The 25254-nt window shown below is 63.0% G+C and carries 20 protein-coding genes and 1 pseudogene; 13 read left to right on the forward strand and 8 right to left on the reverse strand.

Annotated elements, in window-relative coordinates:
• Window positions 1-55: 55 nt before the first annotated feature.
• Window positions 56-1273, forward strand: coding sequence for a hypothetical protein (locus tag L1277_RS08775; protein ID WP_253375999.1), 1218 nt, complete (start codon window positions 56-58; stop codon window positions 1271-1273).
• A 25-nt stretch (window positions 1274-1298) separates the two neighbouring features.
• Here the strand turns inward: L1277_RS08775 and L1277_RS08780 are convergent, their stop codons facing one another.
• Window positions 1299-2093 carry a glycosyltransferase gene (locus tag L1277_RS08780; RefSeq protein ID WP_253376000.1) on the reverse strand — a complete coding sequence of 265 codons (795 nt, stop codon included), beginning with the start codon at window positions 2091-2093 and terminating at the stop codon, window positions 1299-1301.
• A 164-nt stretch (window positions 2094-2257) separates the two neighbouring features.
• On the opposite strand from L1277_RS08780, the gene L1277_RS08785 reads away from it, so the two are divergent.
• The 3 genes from L1277_RS08785 (at window position 2258) to L1277_RS08795 (ending at window position 4527) form a co-directional block, all read left to right on the forward strand.
• A complete protein-coding gene (locus tag L1277_RS08785; RefSeq protein WP_253376001.1) occupies window positions 2258-3412 on the forward strand; it encodes a glycosyltransferase family 4 protein in 1155 nt (384 codons plus the stop codon).
• 95 nt (window positions 3413-3507) lie between these two features.
• Window positions 3508-4152 (forward strand): glycosyltransferase family 2 protein, encoded by a 645-nt coding sequence (locus L1277_RS08790; protein WP_308215088.1) that lies wholly within the window; start codon window positions 3508-3510, stop codon window positions 4150-4152.
• Between the two features lie 9 nt (window positions 4153-4161).
• Entirely contained in the window at window positions 4162-4527 is a 366-nt protein-coding gene (locus L1277_RS08795; RefSeq protein WP_253376003.1) for a DUF2304 domain-containing protein, read from the forward strand.
• 241 nt (window positions 4528-4768) lie between these two features.
• Here the strand turns inward: L1277_RS08795 and L1277_RS08800 are convergent, their stop codons facing one another.
• Window positions 4769-6124 carry a hypothetical protein gene (locus tag L1277_RS08800; RefSeq protein WP_253376004.1) on the reverse strand — a complete coding sequence of 452 codons (1356 nt, stop codon included), beginning with the start codon at window positions 6122-6124 and terminating at the stop codon, window positions 4769-4771.
• A 154-nt stretch (window positions 6125-6278) separates the two neighbouring features.
• On the opposite strand from L1277_RS08800, the gene galE reads away from it, so the two are divergent.
• Entirely contained in the window at window positions 6279-7262 is a 984-nt protein-coding gene (galE, locus tag L1277_RS08805) for a UDP-glucose 4-epimerase GalE (protein ID WP_253376005.1), read from the forward strand.
• Window positions 7263-8234, forward strand: a complete 972-nt coding sequence (locus tag L1277_RS08810; protein ID WP_253376006.1) for a glycosyltransferase family 2 protein — start codon at window positions 7263-7265, stop codon at window positions 8232-8234.
• 7 nt (window positions 8235-8241) lie between these two features.
• Here the strand turns inward: L1277_RS08810 and L1277_RS08815 are convergent, their stop codons facing one another.
• The 4 genes from L1277_RS08815 to L1277_RS08830 form a co-directional block, all read right to left on the reverse strand.
• Window positions 8242-9549 (reverse strand): O-antigen ligase, encoded by a 1308-nt coding sequence (locus L1277_RS08815; protein WP_253376007.1) that lies wholly within the window; start codon window positions 9547-9549, stop codon window positions 8242-8244.
• Window positions 9546-10919 carry an O-antigen ligase gene (locus L1277_RS08820; protein ID WP_253376008.1) on the reverse strand — a complete coding sequence of 458 codons (1374 nt, stop codon included), beginning with the start codon at window positions 10917-10919 and terminating at the stop codon, window positions 9546-9548. Before L1277_RS08820 ends, L1277_RS08815 begins: the two co-directional genes overlap by 4 nt.
• 66 nt (window positions 10920-10985) lie before the next feature.
• A complete protein-coding gene (locus L1277_RS08825; protein WP_253376009.1) occupies window positions 10986-12848 on the reverse strand; it encodes a glycoside hydrolase family 2 protein in 1863 nt (620 codons plus the stop codon).
• A gap of 72 nt (window positions 12849-12920) precedes the next feature.
• Window positions 12921-13982 (reverse strand): LacI family DNA-binding transcriptional regulator, encoded by a 1062-nt coding sequence (locus tag L1277_RS08830; RefSeq protein ID WP_253376010.1) that lies wholly within the window; start codon window positions 13980-13982, stop codon window positions 12921-12923.
• A 224-nt stretch (window positions 13983-14206) separates the two neighbouring features.
• On the opposite strand from L1277_RS08830, the gene L1277_RS08835 reads away from it, so the two are divergent.
• The 6 genes from L1277_RS08835 (at window position 14207) to L1277_RS08860 (ending at window position 21813) form a co-directional block, all read left to right on the forward strand.
• Window positions 14207-15523 carry an ABC transporter substrate-binding protein gene (locus L1277_RS08835; protein ID WP_253376011.1) on the forward strand — a complete coding sequence of 439 codons (1317 nt, stop codon included), beginning with the start codon at window positions 14207-14209 and terminating at the stop codon, window positions 15521-15523.
• Entirely contained in the window at window positions 15516-16496 is a 981-nt protein-coding gene (locus L1277_RS08840; RefSeq protein ID WP_253376012.1) for a carbohydrate ABC transporter permease, read from the forward strand. The genes L1277_RS08835 and L1277_RS08840 overlap by 8 nt, the downstream gene beginning before the upstream one ends.
• 8 nt (window positions 16497-16504) lie before the next feature.
• Window positions 16505-17431: a carbohydrate ABC transporter permease gene (locus tag L1277_RS08845; protein ID WP_253376013.1), complete on the forward strand. Its 927-nt coding sequence runs from the start codon at window positions 16505-16507 to the stop codon at window positions 17429-17431.
• Window positions 17431-18468, forward strand: a complete 1038-nt coding sequence (locus L1277_RS08850; RefSeq protein WP_253376014.1) for a glycoside hydrolase family 43 protein — start codon at window positions 17431-17433, stop codon at window positions 18466-18468. Before L1277_RS08845 ends, L1277_RS08850 begins: the two co-directional genes overlap by 1 nt.
• A 61-nt stretch (window positions 18469-18529) precedes the next feature.
• Window positions 18530-20593 (forward strand): family 43 glycosylhydrolase, encoded by a 2064-nt coding sequence (locus L1277_RS08855; RefSeq protein WP_253376015.1) that lies wholly within the window; start codon window positions 18530-18532, stop codon window positions 20591-20593.
• 71 nt (window positions 20594-20664) lie between these two features.
• On the forward strand, window positions 20665-21813 hold the full coding sequence (locus L1277_RS08860; protein ID WP_253376016.1) for an acyltransferase: 1149 nt from the start codon (window positions 20665-20667) through the stop codon (window positions 21811-21813).
• 46 nt (window positions 21814-21859) lie between these two features.
• Here L1277_RS08860 and L1277_RS15785 read toward each other — a convergent pair.
• Window positions 21860-23329, reverse strand: a pseudogene (locus L1277_RS15785) (glycosyltransferase); the annotation flags it as partial.
• Between the two features lie 9 nt (window positions 23330-23338).
• Between L1277_RS15785 and L1277_RS08870 the strand changes: the two are divergent.
• A complete protein-coding gene (locus L1277_RS08870) occupies window positions 23339-23773 on the forward strand; it encodes a YdeI/OmpD-associated family protein (protein WP_253376017.1) in 435 nt (144 codons plus the stop codon).
• A 200-nt stretch (window positions 23774-23973) separates the two neighbouring features.
• Here L1277_RS08870 and L1277_RS08875 read toward each other — a convergent pair whose 3' ends face one another.
• A complete protein-coding gene (locus L1277_RS08875; RefSeq protein WP_253376018.1) occupies window positions 23974-25152 on the reverse strand; it encodes an acyl-CoA dehydrogenase family protein in 1179 nt (392 codons plus the stop codon).
• Window positions 25153-25254 lie beyond the last annotated feature (102 nt).

The following is a 25254-nucleotide window of genomic DNA, read 5'->3' on the forward strand; positions in this document are numbered from 1 at the left end:
TGATGAACAAACAGTGACGCGGCTATCGAGCGCTGGCCAGCTTGCAATCGCGTCTGTGATCGCTGGCATTTCCGGCCTCATCGTTACGTGGATCGTAGCGAGAATCTCCGGCCCCGATGCTTATGCGGTTTTCGCGGTTTTTTGGTCGGCACTTTACCTCGTTATTGGTTGCCTTGCGGGCGTTCAACAAGAGGTGACGCGATCCGTCGCGACTTCTGATCACATGCCTGGGGCGTCGTACGCATCGGGATGGCGTTTCGCCACAGGAACGTCGGTTGCCGTCGTCGTGATCGTAGCAGCGAGTTTGCCATTATGGGCGCCCTCTGGACTGGGCAGCGCGTACCTGCCTCTAGCGCTGCCGCTGCTCCTTGGAGTCGGCGTGTTTGTCTTCATGGCAACTGTAAATGGCAGTCTCGCGGGTAGTGACTCATGGACAGGCGTGGCTTTCATCATCGGATTGGACGGCCTGCTTCGGCTGGGGACGGTCGGTCTGGCCCTGCTCTGGACAGATGATCCGGTTTGGTTGGCCTGGATGGTCGTCGCACCACTGCCGGTCACCCTCGTGGTCGCGGGCGTCTTGTTCCATAGGTCCATTCGCGGTTCGATGGCACTTGCCGACCGGTACCGCACTCTCTCCTGGAACGTCGTACGGACGATGACGGCGTCTGCTGGTTCGGCCATGCTCATCACAGGATTCCCGCTATTGCTCGCTATCGTCGCAACTGACCGCGAGCAACGTGCGCTGGCGCCACTCATCCTCGCCATTACGCTCACGCGCGCGCCGTTACTGATGCCGTTGAGTGCTTTCCAAGGTTTCCTGGTTGTGCAATTTGCGAAGAAAGCGGCTGCACAGTGGAGATTAGTGGTGACGCTGGCAGGCGTGCTTGCGGGGATCGGTGCTGTGGGTGCCGTGTTAGCTTGGTGGATCGGTCCGGGCATTCTTAAGACGCTATTCGGGCCTGCTTTCGCCCTTGATGGCGGCGTGTTGGCGTCGTTGGTGGCTGCCGCCGGCGCAATATCCGCGCTCTACATTACGGGTCCGGCGGTCCTCGCGCGCGGGGCTCACGCAAGTTACGCCCTGGGTTGGATCGGTGCGGTGGTCGTCGCTTTACTCTCCGTAAACTTGTCTGGCGACTTGACCACCAGGGCCGTGTTAGCCCTGACCCTCGGACCAGTGTCGGGCGTTTTCATTCACCTCGTCTGCTTGCTGATGATCGGTCGGGGCCGGCGTAACCGAGTTCCCAAAATCGGCTCTCTTGCCGCACTGGATTAGGCGAATAGGTTTGCTGGCGAGACGCTCATAGCTCGTGCCCTGGACGCATCGGGCCGAAGTATCGGGCGTACTGGAGGCCCACCCATGCGCCGTTCTTCAGCCATGAGACAAGCGAGTTCGCCCCTAGTTTCCGACTGAGCGCACGTCGTTCCTGCATCACTAGACGAATATGCGAGCCGTAGGGCTTTGCGCCCCGGCTCGCCTGCGAGCTATGCACCCGGTATTTGACGAGAAAATCGGGGAGAACTGCCACCGGCCCGTGTTGAGACAGTTGAAGCAGAAATAGGTAATCCTCCATCTGTCTGAGCGAAACGTCGTAGCCGCCAATGCGGTCGTGCACGTCACGACGGAACATCAACGAAGAATGAGCCAACACGTTGCTGAGCAGAAAATGTGATCGGATGTCAGGTCCAGATGGACCGCGAACTTCGCCTGTAGACCGGCCGTTTTCGTCTATGCGCGTGACTCGAGTCCCCACCGCGACAGCCGCCGGGTGCTCGTCCAAGAATGCGGCCTGGCTACGCAAGCGATCAGGGGAGGAAAGATCGTCAGCATCCAGTCGTGCGATATAACTGAAAGTAGCTAACCGGCGACCGGTCACCATGCCAGCAGATGGCCCCTTGCGTTCCCGGTGGTGTGCGATCGTGACGCGAGGGTCGGCGGCCCAATCTCTAGTTCGATCCGGCTCTATCCCATCGTGGACAACAATCACCTGAACGCGAATGCCGCCGCTCGCCAAGACGGAATTTACCGCGTCATCGAGCCACTCGTCGACTTTCGCGGTTGGGATTATTACGCTAACACCTGAGACCACTGACACAACTCCTAAGCCGAGACGCCGCCCGCCTAAAGGGGCGAGGTCAAACCCAAAATTCTATCAAGCGTCGCTGGGGGTTCAGTGTCGATAAATTCGATACAATCAACGGTCCGCCGAAATGGTGTTGACGGCTTGCCCTCGTTCCGACTCAGATTGGTCATGTAGTAATGGAGTTAGGAAAGACCGAGCACATTCCTTCGGGAATTCACGTCCTCTTCATCGTCAACAACTACCCTCCGAGCGTGGGCGGGGTTGAAAACCATGTGTTCCACCTTGCGAAAGAGATCGTAACTGCTGGCAACCGAGCGAGTGTGGTCGCGCTCTCGGAGACTGCCAGCGATGATGTAGAGAACGGAGTCCGCGTTGTGCGGCTACGACGGCACTTTCCTGTTGCGGGAGTGATATCGTTTCCGGCGCTGCGCTCGGCAAGGCGAATTGCCCAGTTGTTTGAGGACGAAATGGTTACTGTGATTTCCACTCACACACGTTTTTTTCCGATGTCCGCAGTCGGTACCCGAGTCGCGAAGCGGCTGCGAGTACCGTTGCTGCACACCGAGCATGGGTCCGATTTCGTTCGATCTTCCTCGCTGTTGGTCAGTATTGCGAGCCGGGTGGTGGACAGAACAGTCGGACGATGGGTCTTACGCAGTGCGGATGGCGTCCTCGGAGTCTCCGAACAGGTAGTCGCTTTCGCAAAAAGGCTCGCTGGAGTTGAGGGACGACTCTTCTATAACGCGATTGACCTCGCCGAGTGGTATTGGGCCGGTTACATCGACTCAGTTGCTACTAAACCGTCCTTCTGTTTCTTGGGTCGACTTGTTGATGGCAAGGGATGGGACGATTTTGTGGATGCTGCTGCGAGGGTTCGGCGGCAGCCGAACGTTCCAGAATTCAAAATTGATATCATGGGTGACGGACCCGACCGGGCGCGGCTCAATGCGCGCATCGACGAACTAGGACTGCGGTCAATTACGCGAGTTCACGGTCAGGTCCGCCCCGATGAGGTTAGGAAACAACTCGCGGGCGCGATTCTTGTCAACCCGACGATCTTGTCCGAAGGATTCCAGACCACACTTTTGGAATCGATTGCTGCAGGGGGACAAATCGTTTCGTATCCCGTTCCAGGATTGGATCAGCTGATTGCCGATGGTGCCCCCATCACCAAGGTTGATGCGCGAGACATTTCGTCTTTAGCTGCTGCCATGAAGTCGATGTTGACGAGGCCCGCTCCCCAGGTCGATCTCACAATGCTCGGCAAGTGGTCGTGGAGCGAGCGGGGCCGTGACTACTTGAACGTTGTGGCCGACCTCCGGGCACGCTAGCCGCTGCCGCCGCTCGCGTAAACTGGACGCAGCCCGTCCTCGACCCTCAGGAGTGCACCATTCAAGAAACAATTGCTCATCGATCCTGGCTGGTGGTGCCGCTTTACAACGAGGCTCAGGTAGTGCGTGACGTCATTCGTCAAGCTGTAGAGGTGTTCCCGAACATCGTGTGCGTCGATGATGGAAGCACGGATAACTCGGTTGCCGAGGCAATTGCCGGCGGCGCCGTTGTGGTTAGACATCCCATAAATCTCGGTCAGGGAGCGGCTCTTCAGACCGGGCTGGAGTACGCGATGCGCGACCCATCCGCCGAGTTCTTCGTTACCTTTGACTCAGACGGACAACATGGTCTAGAGGACGCGTTTGCCATGGTCGAGCGGCTCGCTCACGAGCCGCTCGACATCATCATTGGTTCCCGTTTTTTGGATGGCCGGACGAAGCCAGGCAAGATCAAGAAGATTGTTTTGAAGCTCGCCGTTGTATTCGAGAACGTGAGCACAGGGGTTCGTCTGACCGATGCGCACAATGGCCTTCGAGCCATGAACCGGGCGGCTGCAAGCGCTATTCAGATCGAACAGAATCGCATGGCCCATGCCTCAGAGATCGTGGCGAAGATCGGGCAGAACAAGCTCCGCTACGCGGAACATCCAGTCCATATCATCTATACCGACTATTCGCGGGCGAAAGGCCAGTCCGTGTGGAACTTGGTCAACATCCTCAACGACTTGATCTTCAAGTAGGGCGCAGACATGGACAACCAGATCATCATCAAAATTGCGCTGATTGCGGCGCTCGCGATATTCGCAGTCTTTCTGATGCTTCCGGGCAGCGGAGCACGCCACTTGGCGCTGCGACGGCTCTCTATGATTGGCTTGTTTGCAGTCGCTGTCGTCGCTGTGGTGTTCCCACAGCTCATAAATGAGATAGCCAACGCGGTCGGCGTGGGACGTGGAACGGATCTCCTGCTTTACGGTCTCATAGTTGTCTTCATCGGCAATTCCTTGGCGGCGTCTCGTAGGAATCGCCACATGGAGCGTGAACTTACGCAACTTGCCAGGGCCGTTGCTTTGGCGGACGCCCCCGGCCACACCGGCCGCGGGAGTGAGCGGCGGTAGACCGACTATCGATCCAGTGCGGGATCGCTCCCGTTGACGTTCTCGTTCTTCTGCCTTCCGACGATATAAAGTGCCAGAGCGCTTGGTCACGTTCTCGTGTCTTCACGCGCGACACTTGTGGTCCGCATGAGTGGGTGGAGCGTTCAGTGTGGTTTCCCCGCAATCGGCAGGATCCACGCGGGCTTAGCCGTCCTCGTCGCGAAGTGTAGCCGCCGCGCATCGCTGGCCGAGCAAGTGTTCCCTATGGCGCGTAGGTAGGGGCTGTCGCCATGACAATTCCAATTAGCACGACGCTATACCCGAGGATGATCCACGTGGCCCATCGATTTCGAATGCTTATTCCAGCGAGGAGCAGAATGCCCGCGAGGATGGACGCCCCATAGCGTGGCGGAAGCGGGAAGTAACTCCCCGTTGCGATGTAAAGCACTAACGCCAGCATCGGTGCGAAGAAAAATGATGCCAAGGCCACTGAAACTACCATGCTGCTCTGAGCGTCATTTTTACGAGCGCTCCAGAAGGCGCCTATCACTCCAGCAATGCAGATCCAGCTCAACGGTGCGACTATAAAAGAGGGGATCGCGTAAGCGAAGGAGGTTGACCCCGAGATATTCACGTTCGAAGTCAAAGTGCCCGGCAGGAAATTTGCCACCTGTGATATCAGTTCGATCTTCGTGAGCGGAATCGATACACCCTGTTCGGCAACATCGCCCGTAGATTGCAGACTCCTGATGACGAGCCACAATCCCTCGACAATCCCCGCTCCAAGAAGGGCGGCGATGCCGAAGCCGGGCAACGCCCAGGACGACTTCTCAACGAAATCGGGGCGCCGTGTACGGATCCCGGTCCAGTTAGTTCGTTTCCACTCCGTGATCCAGGTAATGAGTAAGTAAAGCGCGGCGAGGCAGACCCCAAGGATATTGGTGATCTTTATGAGAACGGCTAGGGCAGAGAACACAACGAGCCACCAGCCAGACCATTGCCCGCGAACCAACTTCATTGCCGCCACAAGCATGAGAATGCTGACCGCCATCGAAGGAGCGTCCGTGCTGACGTAGGTGAATGTCCACCACGCGAAGGGGGAACCGACCACTGCAAGTCCGAGGGCGAGGGTCGTCAACTTCGGAACTGACCAGAGGCGAAAGAGCCAGTAGAAGAGGATCATTGTGCCTGCGAGCCACAGCGATCCCGTGAGACGCCAACCGTCTAGCTGATCGATACCAGTTACGGTGTGAATCGCGTCGCCGACTACGCGAGTTACCGCGAAGTAGATTGGCGTATATGCGTCGGCCGAAGTGATGCCTGCGAATGGAAAGTTCTCGACCTGGTCGTAGTCGCCACCGCATGGCGCGCCCATGGGCCCGTACGGTTTCACCCCGTCGCAGGCCATCCGATCGAGTGCCTCTTCTCCTATCTCTTCACCTTGGTGAACGATGCCCTGTTCCGGGACTTTTTCGAGATAGTCGACATAGACCCACTCGTCGACCGGAGACATGGCGTCGGAGTGATTCGCTGTCACGGTCCACGACATGGCGAACGAGGCGACGATGAGGAGGAGGGGGACCCAAATGCGTCGGACAATAGTGGTGACCCTAAGCAAGCGGGTCGCCTGCGTATTGGACTGAGCTATAGACAAGTGTGTAGGCCTCTCGCCTCCGTGGACATCCTTTCCAGCGTACGGGACTAAACCGAGAGAATCGCGATGGACGCTCTGATGAAGATGGGGTCGAGGTTGATTCTCGTACACTCGAAGAGTGAATACTCTTGTGACAGGCGGGACAGGCTATATCGGATCGCACGTAGTTAAACTTCTAAAGGACCGCGGAGATCAGGTCGTCATTGTTGACGACGTTCTAACCGGCGATCGCGAGCGCGTGCCAGGGACGCTCATTGAAGAGCTCGATTTGCACAGCCCAACTTCGGTCGATCGAATAGTTTCATTGCTGCAGGAGCATGAGATTGATTCCGTCATCCACTTCGCGGGCCGTAAGCAAGTGCTCGAATCGGTTCATCGCCCCGCTTGGTACTACCAGCAAAACATAGGAGGGCTGGCGAACCTTCTGTTGGCTATGGAGGTTGCCCAAGTAGCGAAGCTAGTCTTTTCCTCTTCAGCGGCTGTCTACGGATCGACGGAAGGCGCGGCGATCGCTGAGGACGCTCCCGCGGTTCCGATCAACCCCTATGGTGAGACAAAGCTGGTGGGCGAGCAACTGATTGCGCGGGCGTGTGCTGCGTTCGAATTGGACGCTGTGAGCCTGCGCTATTTCAACGTGGCGGGCGCTGGAAGTCCGGAGCTCGGTGACCGAGCCGTGTTGAACCTCGTGCCGATGGTCTTCGAAAAGATAGACCAAGGCGAGGCCCCTGTGATCTTCGGTGATGACTACTCAACGCCGGATGGTTCGTGCATCCGGGACTACATTCATGTTCAGGATCTAGCTGAAGCACACACTGCGGTGCTTGATTATCTCCAGAGCCGGGGCGACGTCGGTCACGAAACCTTCAACGTCGGTAGTGGGACTGGAACAAGCGTGAAGGAAATGGTGTCCGCCATCTTGTCTGTCGCGAAGTCCAATATCGTGCCGAGGGTATCTCCTCGACGCGAGGGTGACCCGGCATGGGTTGTCGCGTCGCCTGACCGCATACGATCCGCCGTCGGATGGCAATCCCGATTAGGAGTGCAGGAGATCGTAGAGTCGGCATGGCGCGCGCACGAGCTTCATCGGGCAGGAGCGATCTAGTTGGTCGATAGCTCGGTTGCACTTTGCACGTACAACGGTGCTAGATACGTCGAGGAACAGCTGCGTAGCATCATCAGCCAAAGTACCCGACCAGCTGAATTAGTGGTGTCAGACGACGGCTCGACGGATCACACCATCACCGAAGTTCACCGAGTTCTGATCGCTTCCGGCCTGCCGTATCGCGTGATTGAGAACAGGGTTGCTCTTGGTGTGAGCAAGAACTTCGAACAGGCTGTGCTCGCTACTTCCGGTGACATCGTCGTGCTTTGCGATCAGGACGACATCTGGCATCCCACGCGGCTCGAACGAGCGGTCGCTCAGTTCGAAGCTCGGCCCGACCTCACCCTGCTGTTTTCTGATGCGCGGATGGTCGATGCAGCGGGGGAGCCCCTCGGGTACTCGTTGTTCGATGCGCTCGAGATCAGCTCGGCGGATCGCCAAGCGATTCATGCAGGGAATGGGTTTTCGACCCTCCTGCGTCGCAACGTGGCGACCGGTGCCACCATGGCGTTCCGGCGCTCCCTACTCGACGTCGCTGCACCATTCCCTGTTGAGTGGGTGCACGATGAGTGGCTCACGATTCTTGCTGCGGCCGTGGGCACGGTTGATCTTCTCGAGGAACCGCTCATTGATTACCGCCAGCACCGTGGCAATCAAATTGGGGCACGTGAGCCGAGCTTGAGTCACAAGATCCGGCGCGTGCTTCAGCCGCGCGGCGACCGCAACCGAGATCTTGCGGTCCGCACAGGCATCCTCGTTGAAAAACTTGCCTCGCTTGGCGACGCCGTGAAGCCCGCTGATCTCACCGCCGTGCGCGGGAAGCTGCGCATCGAGCGGATGCGGGCGGACCTGCCGGAGAACCGTCTTGCGCGGATACTGCCGGTATTGAAAGAAGCTCGAAGCGGCGACTACGCCCGTTTCACGAGCCAGGGTAACACCGAGATTCTGCGAGACCTTTTCCAACCGAAATAAGCTCGGACTACTCGACGGGGACCGGCGGTTTCGGGCCGGTGCGGAGACGCGTGCGCCAGCTCATGTTCTGCGACGCCTTTACGGTGCACACCACGAGGAGGAGCCAGCCAGCCTCAACGAGGACGAAGCTCTCGGCAGCGCTCGTCGCGATGAGAGCGACCAGAACGAGTGCGGGCCACGTGTAGGTAACTGTGCGGCGGTTCGAGGCGAGCAGCCAGGACCGGACGAAGGCGAAGACCAGCAGCGAGAGGAACGCGAGCAGCCCGACAAGTCCGACCTGCAGGTAGACATCGAGGAACGCGTTCAGGGCCGTCTCGTGGTCACGAACGAGCGAGTTGTTGATGTAGGTATAAGGCGCGACGTCCTGCCAAAACCCTGACCAGCCCCAGCCTTCGAGCTGGTTGACCGGAACCAGCTTCCAGGTCTGGAACCAGAGCAGGTACCGGAACTCGAACTCGCTGCCGGCGTTGAGGAGCGCGAGGACGCGCAGTCGTGACAGGTACGTGACGGAAAGTACGACGATGGTAAGTCCGGCCAGCGCCCACTGCAGGGTTCGGCGGGTTTCCTTGGGCGCCTGGCGGAGGCCGTAGAGCGCGAGAGCGGCGAGCCCGAGAGCGAAGCTGACGAGGATGGTGATGGGGGACTGGCTGAGGCCGAGGCAGGCAAGGGCAACCGCGAGTGAATAGATCAGCACGGGCCGAGTCACGGCACGGGTGCGCCACTCGATGATGAACGTCACCACGGCGATCAGCGCCATGAACCCGAGCATGTTGCGGGTGCCGAAGACGCCCTGGATGGGGCCGCCCATCGCGATGGATCCCTGCACGCCCATGAACGGGAATGGCATGTCGAGGATGAGGCCGGACAACACCTCGACCGCGATCGACGCGGTGAGCAGCGTCCGCAGGACCGCGCCGACAGACCGCACGATCTGAATCAGGTCTCGGGTCAGGGCGACCGTGAGCCCGAGGAAGGCGAAAGCAATCTGGTAGAGCGCACTGGAGAGAGTGACCCACTGGTGGTCGGTCCAGAACGTGGACAGCAGGCACCAGCCCATGAAGGCCAGGATCGAAATCGGGAGGAGCCCGTGCCACTCGATGGTGTCCCAGCGCGCCATCACGATGAGGATCGCGACCGGGACGAGCGCGACCATGACGCCGATGAGCCCGTTCCAGCCGAGGATTGACCGGATGAGGGGCGTCGCGAATGCGACGCCGAAGATGGTGAGGCTGAGCGCGGCGGCCGCCTGGGCGCTGCCGAGCCCGCGAACAAGCGCGGTGAAGACCGGGTGCGGCAACGGGCGAGGAGAAGTCATCGGTCCGTTTCGACGGCGGCTTCGGGGGAGAGGTCAGGCCGCTTCGTGGCATCCATCACGGGATATTGTTTCGTTTTCAACGCGAGCGCGACGACGAGCACCCAACCGGATTCGATGAGGATGCGGCTCTCGGCGACCGACTGGACGATGAGCACGACGGCGATGAGGATCGGCAGCATGGACAGCACCGTGTATGGCCGGTCGTCACGCAGGTCGAAGCGCGGCCGGTCGACAGCGGCGAACCAGCTGCGCCAGGTGAGTGACACGATCACCGCGGCGAACAGGACGACACCGATGACGCCGAGCTGCAGCCAGACGTCGAGCCACGCGTTGTGGGCGTGGAGTTGCTCGACACCGCGGCGGACGATGAATCCGTCGAAGGGTTCGACCCAGGGGATCCATGGGCTGGAGTAGCCCCAACCGAACCACGGGCGCTCCTGGGCGAGGCCGATGACCTTGTCCCAGATGCCCAAACGGCCCGTGAGGTCGCTGCTCTTGCCGAACAGCGCCAGGAAGACGTTGCTGAACACCGTGACGAAGAGGATGCCCGCGAGGCCGATTGCGGCGAGCCCCACGTACACGCCGCTGCGCGCCCGTGGTGTCGTGCTGCGACGGATGAGGAGCACGGCGGCGAGCACGATGGCGGCGGCGACCGCGGCGAGGATCATCGTGCTCGAGCGGGTGAGGACGAAGATGATTGCCGCGAGGGCCAGCCAGACGATGCCCCAGCTGCGCCGAACGGTTCCGGCGGCGAGCTGCAGGCCGAACACGAGAATGCCGAGCAGGGCGACGACCGCGAGCAGGTTGGAGTTGCCGAGGATGCCCTGGATGCGTCCGCCCTCGAGCAACACGTTGCGCGACCACATCGCGAGCAGCGGAGGCTCTTTCCCGCCGAAGTCGACGAACAGCGGCAGCACCGGTGCCCGAACGACGAGGGCAACCCACAGTTCAAAGAGGATCGACAGCCCCAGCACCCACTTGAGTGCGACGCCGAGAGCGTGCACCACCTCGGTCCAGGTCAGGGCCAGGGCGAGGTAGACGCCGACAATCGTCGTGAGGAGCGTTCCAGTGAGGGTGAGGAGCGACGCTGACGGGTACGCCGACCAGGCAACCGAGAGCACGGCGTAGCCGAGGAAGGCGATGAGCACCTTGGGCAGCCGCGACCGGTCGAGCTTCGGCTTCAGCCGCAGCATCATGACGACGCACCCGATCGCGACCAGGATGGCGATGGCGCCGAATCCCCACATCGTGACGAGATTGCGGATGCCGTCGCCCGCGAACGCCACGAACACCGCGAGCGCACCGATGCCGGTGGCCCAGAGGCGCTCGGTGGAGAGCGCGACGGGCGGCAGCACGGTGGACGTCGTCATGGGTTACAGGTTATCGCGTGGGGGCTCGCGCCTCTCCGTGGCGGGCGGCGCGCCCGCTGCCCGGGCCTACGCGCTCGTGCCGGACCGAGTGATGACCCGTCGCAGCGTCTCGAGCGGCGCCTTCGGCGTGCGGTCGTCGGCGAGGAGCCCGTTGGTTTCCTGCAAAGTGTCGACAAGCTGGGTGTAGCAGAAACCGGCCAGGGCCGAGCTGGCGTCAAGCGCGCCGATGACCGCGTCCAGCCGGTCGACGAAGTCCTCCGAGCTGGTGGCGGTTGAGTACCCCCACGCGTCGTCCGGAACCTGTTTCGACGCGTACGAGATGCCGCCGAACTCGGTGACCATGATCGGACGTTCGCCGATCTGCTGGGTGGGCAGAAGCATCCGCCGTCCTGCAGGTCCGATTCCGGCCAGCAGGTTTTCGCAGGTCTCGCGATCGAGGTAACGCGAGCGCAGGACTTCGCCTGACCACTCGTAGTCGTGGATGCTGAGAATGTCGGAGTCGACGTGCTCCCACCCATCATTCGAGACCACCGGGCGTGACGGGTCGAGCGCGCGGGTGAGCGAGACCAGTGACTGCGCGTAGGCCTGCATGCGCGGTTCGTGGGCGATGTGTTGAACACCCCAGCTCTCGTTCAGCGGCACCCACGTGACGATGGACGGATGCGACAGGTCGCGTTCGATCACCGCCGTCCACTCGGAGCTCATTCGTGCGACGGCTCGGGGGCTGAATTCGAACGTTCCCGGCGTCTCGGCCCAGACCAGCAGGCCGAGGACGTCGGCCCAGTAGAGGAAACGCGGGTCTTCGAACTTCTGGTGCACGCGAGTGGCGTTGAAGCCGAGTTCTTTGATGAGTTCGGCCTCGCGCTTGAGCGCGGCGGCATTCGGGGCAGCGAGGTGCGACTCGGGCCAGTAGCCCTGGTTGAGCACGCTGCGCACGTAGTAGGGGCGGTCGTTGAGGAGGAAGCGCCCGCCCGCAACGGTCGCGGAGCGCAGGCCGAGATAGGAATGCACGGTGTCGACGGCGGTGCCGCGGCTGGCTGAGTCGACGCCCTCACGGACGGTCACTGTCACGTCGAGCAACCGCGGATGTTCGGGCGACCACAAGAGCTCTTCGTAGGCCTGGCCGTTCGTCTGCAGGGGGAGGCCCACGGTCAGAGTGCTGGAAATGTCGCCCGGGGTCACGGTCACGGCAGCCAGCTCGGTGCCCTCGAAGGACACAACGACGTCGAGCCGCGCGCCTGAAGACGGGCGTCGATTGAGGTCAACGCGCAGCGTGATTGTGCCCTCGGGCACGTTCGGTGTGGTGTGCAGGAGGCTGACGAAGAGGTCGCTGGTCGATTCGAGCCAGACCGGCTGCCAGATTCCCGATGTGCGGTGGTACCAGATGGAGTGCGGCTCGAGCCGCCAGTCCTGCTTGCCGCGCGGCTGAGACACGTCGAGTGGATCATCTTCGGCGCGGACAACCAGAAGCTGGGTGGCGCGGGAGGAATCGAGTACATCGGTGACGTCAAACGAGAACGGCGTGTGCCCGCCCTCGTGTGCGCCGAGGTGAATGCCGTTGAGCCACACTTGCGCCCGGTAGTCGACGGCGCCGAAGTGGAGGTGCAGCCGCTCACCAGCATCGAAGCCCGCCGTCGCGAGGTCATCGGCGGTCAGTTCCCTGGAGTACCAGATCACCGGGTGGAAGGACGGATCGTGAATGCCGGACGCCTCGGACTCGAAGGGGAACGGAACCACAATGTCGCGGTCGAAGGCCGGCTCGGCGAACCAGCGGTTGCTGAGGCCCTCGTTGGCGTCGTCGAACGCGAACGACCAGGTTCCGCTGAGGTCAGCCCAGCGGGATCGCATCAGCTGCGGACGGGGGTAGCTGCCGTCCTGGCGGCTGGCTCGGGCTGGCTGGTCATCGAGGGCGGCGTCGTTGGTGCTCATGCAGACATCATGCCGGTAATTTACGGCGCTGTAAACTTTGTACTTTCCCGACGCCGGATAGGGCAGGCTACGCTACGCCGATACGGTCGCTGCTGCGAGATCGGGTTCCTCGGTCGGGAAAGCGGCGGGTGCGCTCTCCCGGAGCACCAACTCGAAGTCAACAATGCGGTGCCGTCCGATTCCGTCGAATCCCTCGATGCGCTCAGCCAGCATGTCCAGGGCGACTCGCGCCAGGGCCTGAGTGTTTGGGGCGACCGAGGACAAGCTCGGGAACGTCGTCGACGCGAAGGCGATGTTGTCCCACCCGATTACGGCGACGTCATCAGGGATGCTGATGTTGCGCTCGTGAAGGGCGCGAAGCGCACCGATCGCGGCCAGGTCATCCCGGCAGACCAACCCGTCGAACCGGACGCCGCGGTCGAGAGCCGCACCAACCGCGAGGGCAGCGTCGTGCGAGGTAATGGCATTCGTGTCTATCAAAAGGTCGTGCTCGACGGGGAGCCCGCGCCGCTCAAGGCCTTCCTGGTATCCCATGATGCGCTGGCGGGAGGTGGACGACATCGCGGATTTTTCGTGCCCGACGAAGGCAATCCGGGTGCGACCCAGATTGGCGAGATGCTCTGTCGCGACCGTTGCGGCCGCGACATTGTCGATCATGACCCGGTCAACGGTGAGCGGTGCTGGTCCTTCACCGAGGAGCACCATGGGCAGATCTCCATGTCGTTCGGCGATCTCGCGAGACGACATTTGTGACGGCTGTAACAGCATCCCGTCGACAAGGCCTGCTTCGCTTGCCGAGAGGACAGCGCGCTCACCCTCGATCGTTCCCTCGGTCTCCTCGAGCAGCAGTCGGTAGCCGGAGCCCGTCGCTGCGGCGGCCTTCGAGACCTCATTGGCGAGCTCGGAGAAATACGGCAGGCGCACGTCGGCAAACGCCAGTGCCAGAAGCCCCGTCCGGCCGGTCGCGAGGCGCCGACCGATCGCGTTGGGGCGATAACCGAGCTCGTCGATGGCTCGCTGCACGCGCTCGCGCATACTCTCAGACACGTTGGGGTGCGAATGCACGACATTGGAGACTGTCTTCATCGACACTCCAGCGTGCTCCGCGACATCCTGCAGACGAACCCGCGCCATGCTTCCTCCCGGTTTTCGGTGCGGCGGTAAGCGGCGCCGGCGTCGCACCCGCCCCAGAATTCGTTCCTGGAACATCGGCGAAAACCAGATTACCGCTACGGGCAAAAAGTGGAGCCCTTGACGACAGACTTCTAGCGCTGTAAATTCTCAGAACGCGCCTGTCATCTCGACGGCGTAAACCCTGTGCACCGCCCCTTGGGCGTAAAACTCAAAGGAGAGTACTCATGAGAAAGGGAATCGCCCGCAAGACACTTGCGGCGACACTGGCGCTTGGCGTCGGCTTGGCCCTCACCGCCTGCGGGTCGTCAGGCAGCACCGGCGGAGGCGCATCCGTTTCCGGTGAAGATTACGACGGCCCGAAGGTTTCGATCAGCTTCTGGAACGGGTGGACCGGTGGCGCAGCCCCCGTGCTCGTGCCGAAGCTCATCGAGAAATTCAACAGCGAGCACGACAACATCGTGGTCAAGAACGTCCCTCAGGAATGGGGCGACATCTCCAAGAAGCTGCCGCTTGCCGTGAAGGCAGGCAAGGGGCCGGACGTCGCCGTCGCGCACGGTGACGACGTGGCAACCTACGCAGCCCAGGGCCTACTCCTCAAAGGCGACGACATCGTGAAGGCACTCGGTTACAGCGCTGAGGACTTCCCCGAGGGACTCATGGAGGCCGGAAACTACGCCGGCACCCAGTATGGAATCCCGTGGAGCGTCACGCCCCTCGGCCTGTACATCAACAACGACGTGTTGAAGTCGGCCGGCATCGACCCGGCAACCGTCCCGACCGACCGTGACAGCTACATGAAGGCGCTCGACGCGCTCAAGACAGCGGGGATCCAGGGTGAATGGGTCGACGGCTACGTCTTCACGGGCACCTTCGAGTTCGAGTCGCTGCTCTGGCAGTTCGGTGGCGACCTGTACAACAAGGACGTGTCGAAGGCGACCTTCAACTCCGACGCTGGAGTTCAGGCGCTCACTCACATGACCGACCTGATCAAGAACGGCTACAGCCCCGCGAACGTTGCGCAGGACGGCAACATCAAGGGCTTGCTTGCCGGCAAGACCGCGTTCAACTGGAACGGCATCTGGCAGACCACCAACGAAGGATTCAACTCCATCGACTGGACCGCCGCTCCGGTTCCGCAGATCGGCACCGAGAAAGCTGTCTGGTCGAGCTCGACTCACTGGATGTTCCTGAACAACAAGGGTCAGGACAAGAACAAGACGGCCGCGGCCGCCACGTTCGTCAAGTGGATGAACGCCAACTCGGCCGGGTGGGCCGAGACCGGTGAGCTTCCCGCAGCGAACGAGGTCCGCAATGACCCGGCCCTGGTCGAGAAGTACCCGAACATGCAGCCGTTCCTCGACTCACTGGAATACGCGCACTTCGAGACCAGCGCCCCCGGTATCACCGCAGCGAACGCGTTCATCACGACCGCGCTCAACGAGGCGGTCACCGGTAAGAAGGACCCGAAGCAGGCACTGGACGACGCGGCCAAGAAGGCCGACGAAGTCCTCAAGCAGAACAAGTCCAAGTACGGTGACTAATTCCGTCAGCGCTGTTGCCGGTCCCAATCCGGCCGCACCCGGTGTAGCGGTACCCCCGTCGTCTCGGCGCTCACGCGTCGGGGCGACGGGGGTACCCCGCCGCACCGGCACGGCGTACCTGTTCCTTGCGCCGTTCCTCGTCCTGTTCACGGTGTTCGTCATCGTTCCTGGTGTCTTCGGACTGGTCATCAGCGTCACCGACTGGAGCCCATTCAAGGCCGAACAGTCCTTCATCGGCTTCCAGAACTACATCGACCTCTTCACCCCGGGCTCGATCACCTTCGGTGACTTCTGGCAGAGCATGGGCGCCACCGGCATCTTCACGCTGCTGAGCGTGCCGGTCATGCTCGTGGTCCCGCTGCTCCTGGCGGTCCTTCTCAACAACAAGATCAAGGGCGGCACCGTCTTCCGCGCGATCTTCTTCGCACCATACGTTCTCGGTGTCGCAGTCATCGGCGTGATCTGGCGGTACATCCTCGACACCCAGTCAGGAATGCTCAACAACCTGCTCGGCTTCATCGGCCTGCCGACCGACATCCCATGGACGGTTGACGTCCCCTGGGCCTGGGTATCGCTCGTCGGTGTCACCGTCTGGTGGACCCTCGGCTTCAACGCCGTCATCCTCCTGGCCGGGCTCAAAGGCATCAGCGCTGACCTCTATGAGGCCGCGTCTCTCGACGGTGCCGGCACCATCCGCAAGTTCTTCAGCGTGACGCTGCCCGGGCTCCGCCCCGTGATGCTCTTCGTCACGACCACGACAATCCTCGCGTCGGCGAACATGTTCGGCCAGTCCTACCTGCTCACCAAGGGCGGTCCGGGCAACGCAACCCGCACGGCCATCATGTACATCTCCGACCAGGGCCTCGGCCAGAGCAACATGGGCGCCGCATCGGCGATGAGCTACATCCTGTTCCTCTTCCTGGCGGTCATTAGCGTGATCAACTTCCGTCTACAGCGCGAGCGCGCGGAGTAAGGACGACGATGACTACTTCAACTCCCACTCGTCCCCGCGACGGCGATTCCGCCGGTCCGAATAATGATCGAACGGATGCCATTCGTCACGATTCAGGCAAACGTCGCTTTCGGCCGCGCACGGTTCGCGGCATGGTGCTCTACGCCGTGCTCGTCGTGGTGTCCCTCATCATTGTCCTTCCGTTGGTCTGGGTGCTCATCACCTCGTTCAAGACCGACGGTGACGTCATCACGAACCCGTACAGCATCTTCCCGAACCCGTTCTCGACCGAGGCGTACGCCACCCTGTCGTCCGGGCAGCAGCCGATTTTCCGCTGGCTCCTCAACAGCTTCCTGGCGGCGTCTCTGCAGACGATCATCATCCTGGTGACCGCTTCGGCGGCGGCATACGCGCTGGCTCGACTCGAGTTCCGCGGCAAGAAGTTGGTCTTCGGACTGATCATCGCGACACTTCTCGTGCCGCCGGTGATCTTCCTCATCCCGAACTACCTCATCGTGCAGAACCTCGGCTGGCTCGACACCATCTGGGCCATCTCGATCCCGGGAGCGGCAAGTGCCTTTGGTGTGTTCTTCCTCCGGCAGTTCTTTGTGGGGCTGCCCATGGAGATTGAGGAAGCCGCTCGCATCGACGGTGCCGGTGACTTCCGCATCTTCATGCAGATCATCATTCCGCTGTCGAAGCCGGCGCTCTCCACCCTCGCGGTGCTGAGCTTCTTGGCCAACTGGAACGACTTCCTCTGGCCGATCTACGTCCTACTGAGCCCGGAAAACCTCACGCTGCAGCCGGGACTGTCCCAGTTGCAGGGCGCGTACTCCACGCACTTCTCGATCGTGATGGCCGGCGCGGTCATCGCCTCGGTGCCGGTGCTCATCCTGTTCGCCATCGCCCAGCGACAGATCGTCGAGAGCGTCGCTTCGTCAGGCGTGAAGGGCTAATGGTCCGCCTCGAGCGGCTCCGTGGCGCGAGTGTGTCTCGCCTCGCGGAGTCGCTCCCGCGCCGAAGGGCTGGTGTCGTGGCGCTCGCCGCAGCTGGGGCGCTGATCTTCACGGGCTGCTCGGGTGGACCCGGAAACGACGACGCGACCGACGCTGGCGTCACGCAGGCGGCCTTCGCGATCGACCAGGACTTCCCGGATCCCGATGTGCTCGCCGTGGGCGATACCTACTACGCGTACGCGACCAACAGTCGAATCGCCAATGTGCAGTTCGCGACCTCCGACGACCTTGAGTCGTGGGAGCTCGCCGACGAAGACGCCTTTCCCGAGCTTCCCGCCTGGGCCGAGGAAGGCCGCACCTGGGCGCCGGATGTCACTCGACTGGCCGATGGCCGGTTCGCGTTGTACTTCACCGCACAGGAAGCCCAATCGGGTCAGCAATGCATCGGTGTGGCGGCCGCCGATGCTCCGACCGGTCCCTTCGTCTCGGCCAGTGAGACGCCGCTCATCTGTCCGCTCGCCGAAGGCGGTGCGATCGATGCGTCGAGCTTCACCGACACCGACGGCACCCGTTACCTGGTTTGGAAGAACGACGGCAACTGCTGTGGTCTCGACACCTGGTTGCAGCTCTCAACCTTGAGTCCCGATGGGTTATCCGTGACGGGGGAGCCGGTGCGGTTGCTGTCGCAGACCGAGGACTGGGAGGGCGCGCTGATCGAGGCGCCTGTCCTGGTTCAGCACGACGACGCCTACGTCCTCTTTTATTCGGCCAACGACTACGGCGGATACTCCTACGCCACCGGCTACGCAAGCGCACCGGCGCTGACGGGTCCGTACACCAAAGCCGACGGACCACTTCTCTCAAGCCCGCTCACCAACGAAAGCTACATCGGGCCGGGTGGTCAAGACATTGTGTCCGGCCCGAACGGCACCGACCATATCGTGTTCCACTCGTGGGATCCGGCCATCGTCTACCGCGGTATGAACGTTCTTCCGCTCAGCTGGAACGGCAGCACTCCCGTCGTCGGCCTTCCCTAAACGCACCACCCTCGGGCATCATGAATGCCACTCGCGATTCACACCTCACCGTGGAGGAAGAATGAGAAGAACGACCCTGGCCGCCGGCGTTGCTGCAGCCGTGCTCCTGATCGGCCTCGTCCCAGCGGGCGCTGCCGGAGCTGCCGACACCGGAACGTACTCGAATCCACTCACCCTCACCCTGCCGAGCGGTGACCCATCCGAGCAGTGCGCCGACCCCGACATCATTCGTGCCGCTGACCCCGCCGACCCGGCCTGGTATCTCTTCTGCACGCGAGACGCGCTCGACTCCACCGAGACCAATCCCGATGGGTCCCTGCGGTTCTACAGCATCCCGACCTTCCGTTCAACCGACCTCGTGAACTGGACATTCGTGGCCGAGGCGCTGCCGCAGAAGCCGGCCTGGATCGGTAACGGAGACATGTGGGCGCCCGACGTCGTCTATCTCAACGGCCAGTACCACCTCTATTACACAGCCACTGAAACCGTCGATGCCGACGGTGAGAACGGTGGCTCTGCCATTGGCGTCGCCACCGCGCCCAGTCCAGCCGGGCCGTGGACGGATGCGGGGGCACCGGTCGTTGAACCAATAATTCCTGCAGGAAGCCCGAATGATCGACGCTGGGTCTACGACCCTGAGGTGATCACGGCCAACGGCCAGAATTACCTCTACTTCGGAAGCTACTTCGGAGGACTGTCGGTGCGGGAATTGAGTGTAGACGGGCTCACCACCGACCCGGCCAGCCAGGTCGAAGTGGCCATCTCCAACCGTTACGAAGGCACCAATGTCGTCGAGCGCGCCGGCTACTTCTACCTGCTGGCCTCGGCCACCAACTGCTGCGCGGGGCCACTCACCGGCTACGGCGTCTTCGCGGGCCGGTCCACCAGTCCGACCGGGCCGTTCCTGGACCGCACCGGCACGTCACTTCTCGCCGGCCGCGTTGGCGGTACCCCGGTGCTGCACCAGAACGGCAACCGCTGGATCGGCACCGGGCACAACACCATCGTGACCGACCTGGCCGGAACCGATTGGATCGTCTACCACGCGGTCGACCGCACCGACCCGTACCTCGTCGAGGGTGGCACCTACACGAAGCGGCCCGCGCTGATGGACCGCATCGACTGGGCCAGTGGTTGGCCGACGGTCAACGGTGGTCGCGGTCCGTCCGACACTCCGCAACCGGCTCCCGCCACCCAGCCCGATCACACCCCAGCGCCAGCGTTGCTTCCCGTCGAAATGCCGCAGCCGGGCGACCCAATTGCCGCTCTCTCCGACGAGTTCGATGGGGCGTCGCTGTCGTCACAATGGTCGTGGATTCGCGAACCGGATGCCGCCACCTACGGGGTCGCGGACGGCACTTTCCGCTTCGATACCCAGGCCGCTGATCTCAGTCCTGACCCGGGTGCGGCTGGCCTTCTTACCGAACCGGCGCCCGTGGGCGACTATGTCGTCGAGACCCGGCTCTCGGTCTCGGTCCCCGCCGAGGGCTGCTGCCAGAACTACGTGCAGGGCGGAATCGTGCTCTACAGCGACGACGGCAACTTCATTAAGCACGCGGTGTCGTCGATCTGGGAAACCCGTCAAACCGAATTCGCGAAACGTGAGAGCCCGGTGCCGGCTGGCTACCCGGTCTACGGCAACAGCGTCGGCGGACCGGTGGGGGAGGCGACCATCCTCCGCATTGTCCGCACCCACACTGACACCGAGAACCTCTACACCGGGTACTCGAGCCTCGACGGCGAAACCTGGGACGAGTCGGGCACCTGGACCACCCCGCTCGGTGTCACACCCCGCATCGGGCTGGTGTCGATGGCCGGAGCCGGGTTCACCTCGACGTTCGACTACGTGCGGGTATCGAGCCTCGCGGTCGAACCGACGATCCCGACCACACCGCCAGCAACGTCGCCGCCCACCAGCCCGGCCACGCCGCCGGTGACGAACCCGACGCCGACGACCGCAGCCCCGGGCGACGCAACCGCCGACCCCGGCGCCCAGCATCGAACCCGAAGCTCGCTGTCCGAGAGCGGCGCCAACAACGCGGCGATTCTCACTCTCGTCGGGGTCGCCGCTGTGCTCGTGATTCTCGGTGTTGTGCTTCTCGTGGTCCGCCGACGGAGGCCATAAGCGGGCCTGCCACCGGGGCACGGGAAACGCAACCCCGCGAACTCCCAGCTACCTCGACATACCGTGGAGGGATGGGTCACGGAACTGGGGAAGCCGAACGCATGCACGCCCTCGACGGGGTGCGCGGGGTCGCCGCTGTCGTCGTACTGCTCTATCACCTGACCCTGATGGCCCGGCCGCGGCTCGAAGAGACAGAGGGCCTGTGGGAGTGGATCACCCAGTCGCCGCTCCGCCCGCTCACCGCGGGAAGCGAAGCTGTGCTCGTCTTCTTCGTCCTCAGCGGGCTCGTGGTCTCGCTTCCGGCGCTTTCCTCCTCCTTCGACTGGCTCCGCTACTACCCGAGCCGACTGCTGCGTCTCTACTTGCCCGTGATCGCGGCAGTGCTCTTCGCGGTGGCGCTCATCACCCTGGTTCCCCGGCTGCCCGGCGCCATCACCCCAGACAGCTGGCTGGCCGACCGCGTGGCCTCGAGCGTCACGGTCAGCCAGGTGATCGAGGAGTCGTCGCTGCTGCCCGAGACCTACACAATCGTGAACGTGCTCTGGTCGCTGCGCTGGGAAGTGATGTTCTCCGTGCTGCTTCCCGTGTTCATCGTTGTCGGGCTCGCCGTCCGGCGGCACCGGGCACTCGCCGCGGTGGTCTCGATCGCGCTCATGGTGGCCGGGCGAGTGCTCGACGTCGACGCGCTCGTCTACCTGCCGACCTTCTTCCTCGGAACGATGCTCGCGGTCAACCTGCCCGCACTGCGCTCGTGGGCTGCCCGCCGCACCGCCCGCGGAAGCGGGCTGATCTGGGCGGCTCTCGCCGTAGCATCCGCTGTTCTTCTGGTGGCCAGTTGGCTGGCCCGCCCGTTCGCTCCAGCCGGGTCAACACTCAGTGCGGCGCTCTGGGGCCTCGCCGGTGCCGGAGCGACCGGACTGATCATTGTGGCGATTGGCTCGCCATTGGCCGGACGGATGCTGTCAGCGCGGCTGCCGCTCTGGCTCGGCCGGATCTCGTTCAGCCTGTATCTCGTGCACGTGCCCGTGCTGGCAAGCGTGGCGTTCCTGCTCGGTGACGAGCAGTGGCCGCTCGTCGCTGCTATCGCGATCCCCGCCAGTTTCGCCATCGCCTGGCTATTCCACGTCGCAGTCGAAATGCCAGCGCATCGACTGGCGCGGCGGGCAGGAAACCGCGTCGCTTCGCGGCACGATCAAATTCGCGAGCCCATCGCTTCGTGATCGCCTCGTCGGAGTAGGCCGCCGCCGTGCGAATGGCGTTGCGGCGCATCGCCTCGACCTGGGCCGCCGGAAGGCCGACGAGCCGTTCGATCGCTGCGGCCAGGGCGGCGACGTCGCCCGGCGGAACGAGAAACCCATTCACGCCGTCCTGAATGATGTCAGCCGGGCCGTAGGCGATGTCATAGGAGATCGGCAGGCAGCCCGCAGCCATCGCCTCAACGAGCACAAGCGGGAAACCCTCGCTTCTCGAGCTGAGGAGAAGGAAGGAGCTCTCGGACAGGTGCGAACTGGCATCCGGATCATAACCACGCAGGGTGATCCCGCCGTTCGCCTTCGCGACAGCGGCCTCGACCCGCGACTGTTCCGGTCCGTCGCCGAAGATGTCGAGCGTGACGAGCGTTCCCGCGGAGCGAACCGACGCAACGGCACGCACCGAGTGATCGACGCGCTTGCGCTTCTCGAGCGCCGACAGCATGATGCCGGCGTGCACGTCGCGAGCGGGTGGCGCCGCTGAGGCCCGGGGCACCACACGCCCGTTCGGAATCACGGCGGTCTGCGCCCGATCACCGAGCAACGCGAGCGCCTCGGTTCGTTGCCGCTCGGTGAGGAAGACCAGGGAATCGAACGACTCCGGGCTCTCGAAAACCGCCGCTCGGGATCCACGCACGACCCTGCCATTCGACCCTTGCAGGTGCGACGCGTGCACAACGTGCAGGATCAGCGTGTTCTTGCGCCGATAGCCGACCATGAACCGCGCGCTCGTCTTGCTGTCGACGATCATCGTCGTGGGCTGCTGGTCGCGCATCCGGTCAAGCCACCAGCGATACAGCGCCCACGCACCATCCCACGCCTTCACGGGTTGCCCGTCACGATCGCAGAGCACAATCGAGCGGCCACCGCGCTGCCCACGCTGCCGTGTGTCGCGCCGGTCGCTCACCGCGAGGGTGCCATCCGCCCGGTAGTGGTCAACCTGCAGCTCGGTAACGCCGTCATCCGCGTACCGGGTGAGGCTCATCCGCACACCGTCCCGCCGCCCGGCAAAGTACCCTTCGGTCACCTCGAGCGGTTCAAAGACGGCACGAAGCCTGGGCGAAACGGATGCCTCGGCGCGCGCAAATTTTTCGGGCGCCGGATGATCCCGCAGCCAGTCCCACAGGTTCACGAGCCGCATGCCATCGATGAGCTTGCCGCCCGCACGCAGCTGGCGCTCAACGGCCGGATAGTCCGGGCGTGCGTCGAACGTCAGCACATCGACGTTGACGCCCCCGAGCCGAATGAACGCGCGGGACCGGTGCAGGAACGCGCCGGTCATGCCGCCAAAGGTGTCGGAGATTCCCCAGGTGATCACGAAGTGGCGGCCCTGGCGCAGTCGGATGCGTGAAATTGTGCGCTCCCTCCCGTCGCAGCGTGCGGGCAGAGTGCTGCCCGGACCGCAACTGTACCGGCCACCCGCCCCACCTCGCCCCGGCTTTACAGGCCTGCTTGAACGGTGGTAAACACCGGCGCACGATGTCATACTCGGGCCATGAAATTCTCGACGACGATGTTTCAGAGCGGCAATAACACCGGGATCGAGGTGCCGGAAGAGGTCGTGACCGGGCTCGGTGCCGGCAAGCGGCCACCGGTCACCGTAGTGGTCAACGGCTACTCCTACCGCAGCACCGTCGCGCCGATGGGCGGCAAGTTCCTCATCCCGTTCAGCTCGGACAAACGCGCGGCGACCGGCATCGCTGGCGGCGATGCGATTGAGGTCGAGCTGACCCTCGACGCCGAACCGCGCACCGTTGAGCTGCCCGACGATTTCTCGACCGCGCTCGCCGCGGAGCCGTCGGCGCTCGCCGCCTTCGACAAGCTCTCACCGAGCGCCAGGAAGGCGCACGTGACGAACATTGAAACAGCGAAGACGGATGCCACGCGGCAGCGCCGCATCACCTCAATCGTTGAGAAGTTGGCCGGGTAGCCTCCCGAGCTCCTTTGCGGCGCACAGCCCGCGCGGCTCGCGCTCATCCGGCTCACACGTCTCCCGGCACGTCTGCCGACACGTCTCCCGGCACGTCTCCTGGCGCACTGGCACACGGAGAAAGCGCCGAGGCACGGAGCTTCACCGCCTCCGGATCCGTGCCTGAGCGCGAAATCCTTGCGCCGCCGCGCGCCACCCGCCTAGACGAACGCCGCCTTGCCGGTGATCGCCCGACCGACGATGAGCGAGTTCATCTCACGCGTGCCCTCGTAGGAGTACAACGCCTCGGCGTCGGCGAAGAACCGGGCCGCCTCGTAGTCGAGGACGATGCCGTTTCCGCCCATCGCCTCGCGTGCCCATCCGACGGTCTCGCGCATCTTCGACGTGCAGAACCCCTTGGCGAGAGCCGAGTGCTCATCGCGCTGGGTGCCCTCGTCGAGCATCTGCGACACCCGGACACACATCGCCATCGAGGCGGTGATGTTGCCGAGGCACTTGGCCAGCAGGTCCTGGATCAGCTGGTGCTCGGCAATCGGCTTGCCGAACTGCTCGCGCTCCTTGGCGTAGTTCACGGCCGCCTCGTATGCCCCAATCGATACTCCGACGCTCGACCAGGCCACCGCGGCGCGGGTCAACCGCAGCACCTTGGCGGTGTCGCGGAACGAGTTCGCGTTCGCGAGCCGCATGCTCTCGGGCACAACGACGTTCTCGAGGGTGATGTCAGCGTTCTGCACGGGCCGCAGCGCAATTTTGCGCTCGATCTTCGTGGCCGAGTAGCCGGGGGAGTCGGTGCGGACGATGAAGCCCTTGACCTGCCCGTCCGCGGTGTCCTTCGCCCAGATGATGGTCACGTCGCTGAAGGTCGCGTTGCCGATCCAGCGCTTGGCGCCATTGAGCGTCCAGCTGTCGCCGTCACGGGTCGCGGTCGTGCGAAGCCCGCGGGCGCTGTCACTTCCGGACAGCGGCTCGGTGAGTCCGAACGCGCCGATCACCTCGCCGCTCGCCATCTTCGGCAGCCACTCGCCACGCTGCTCCTGTGACCCGCAGACGCTGATCGAGCCCATCGCGAGGCCCTCCTGCACGCCGATGAACGTCGCCATCGAGGCGTCGACGCGCGCCATTTCCATGGCGACGAGTCCGCGGAACACCGCGGAGTTGTCGAATGGCGCCACTTCGTCGAATGCGTAGCGGGCGACATCCGTTTCGAGGAAGGAAGCGATCAGCTCGTGCGGAAATTCGGCCCGCTCCCAGAAGTCATTGATCACCGGGCGAACCGAGGTTTCCATGTAGGCGCGCACCCGCATGAGGGCGTCCTTTTCCTGCTCGGTGAGCAGGGTCTCGAATCCGTAGAAATCGCTGGCGAGGGGTTCAAACGACATTCATGCTCCGTTGCGTTGTGGTCGGCCGTGCGCTGTCGCGCTCTGCCTCGCAGCCTACGGAGGGCGTGATGCGGCCCGCAATTGCTTATGGTTTGGGTCAAT

It is taken from the genome of Okibacterium sp. HSC-33S16 (genome assembly GCF_024171565.1).
Classification (GTDB): domain Bacteria; phylum Actinomycetota; class Actinomycetes; order Actinomycetales; family Microbacteriaceae; genus Mycetocola_A.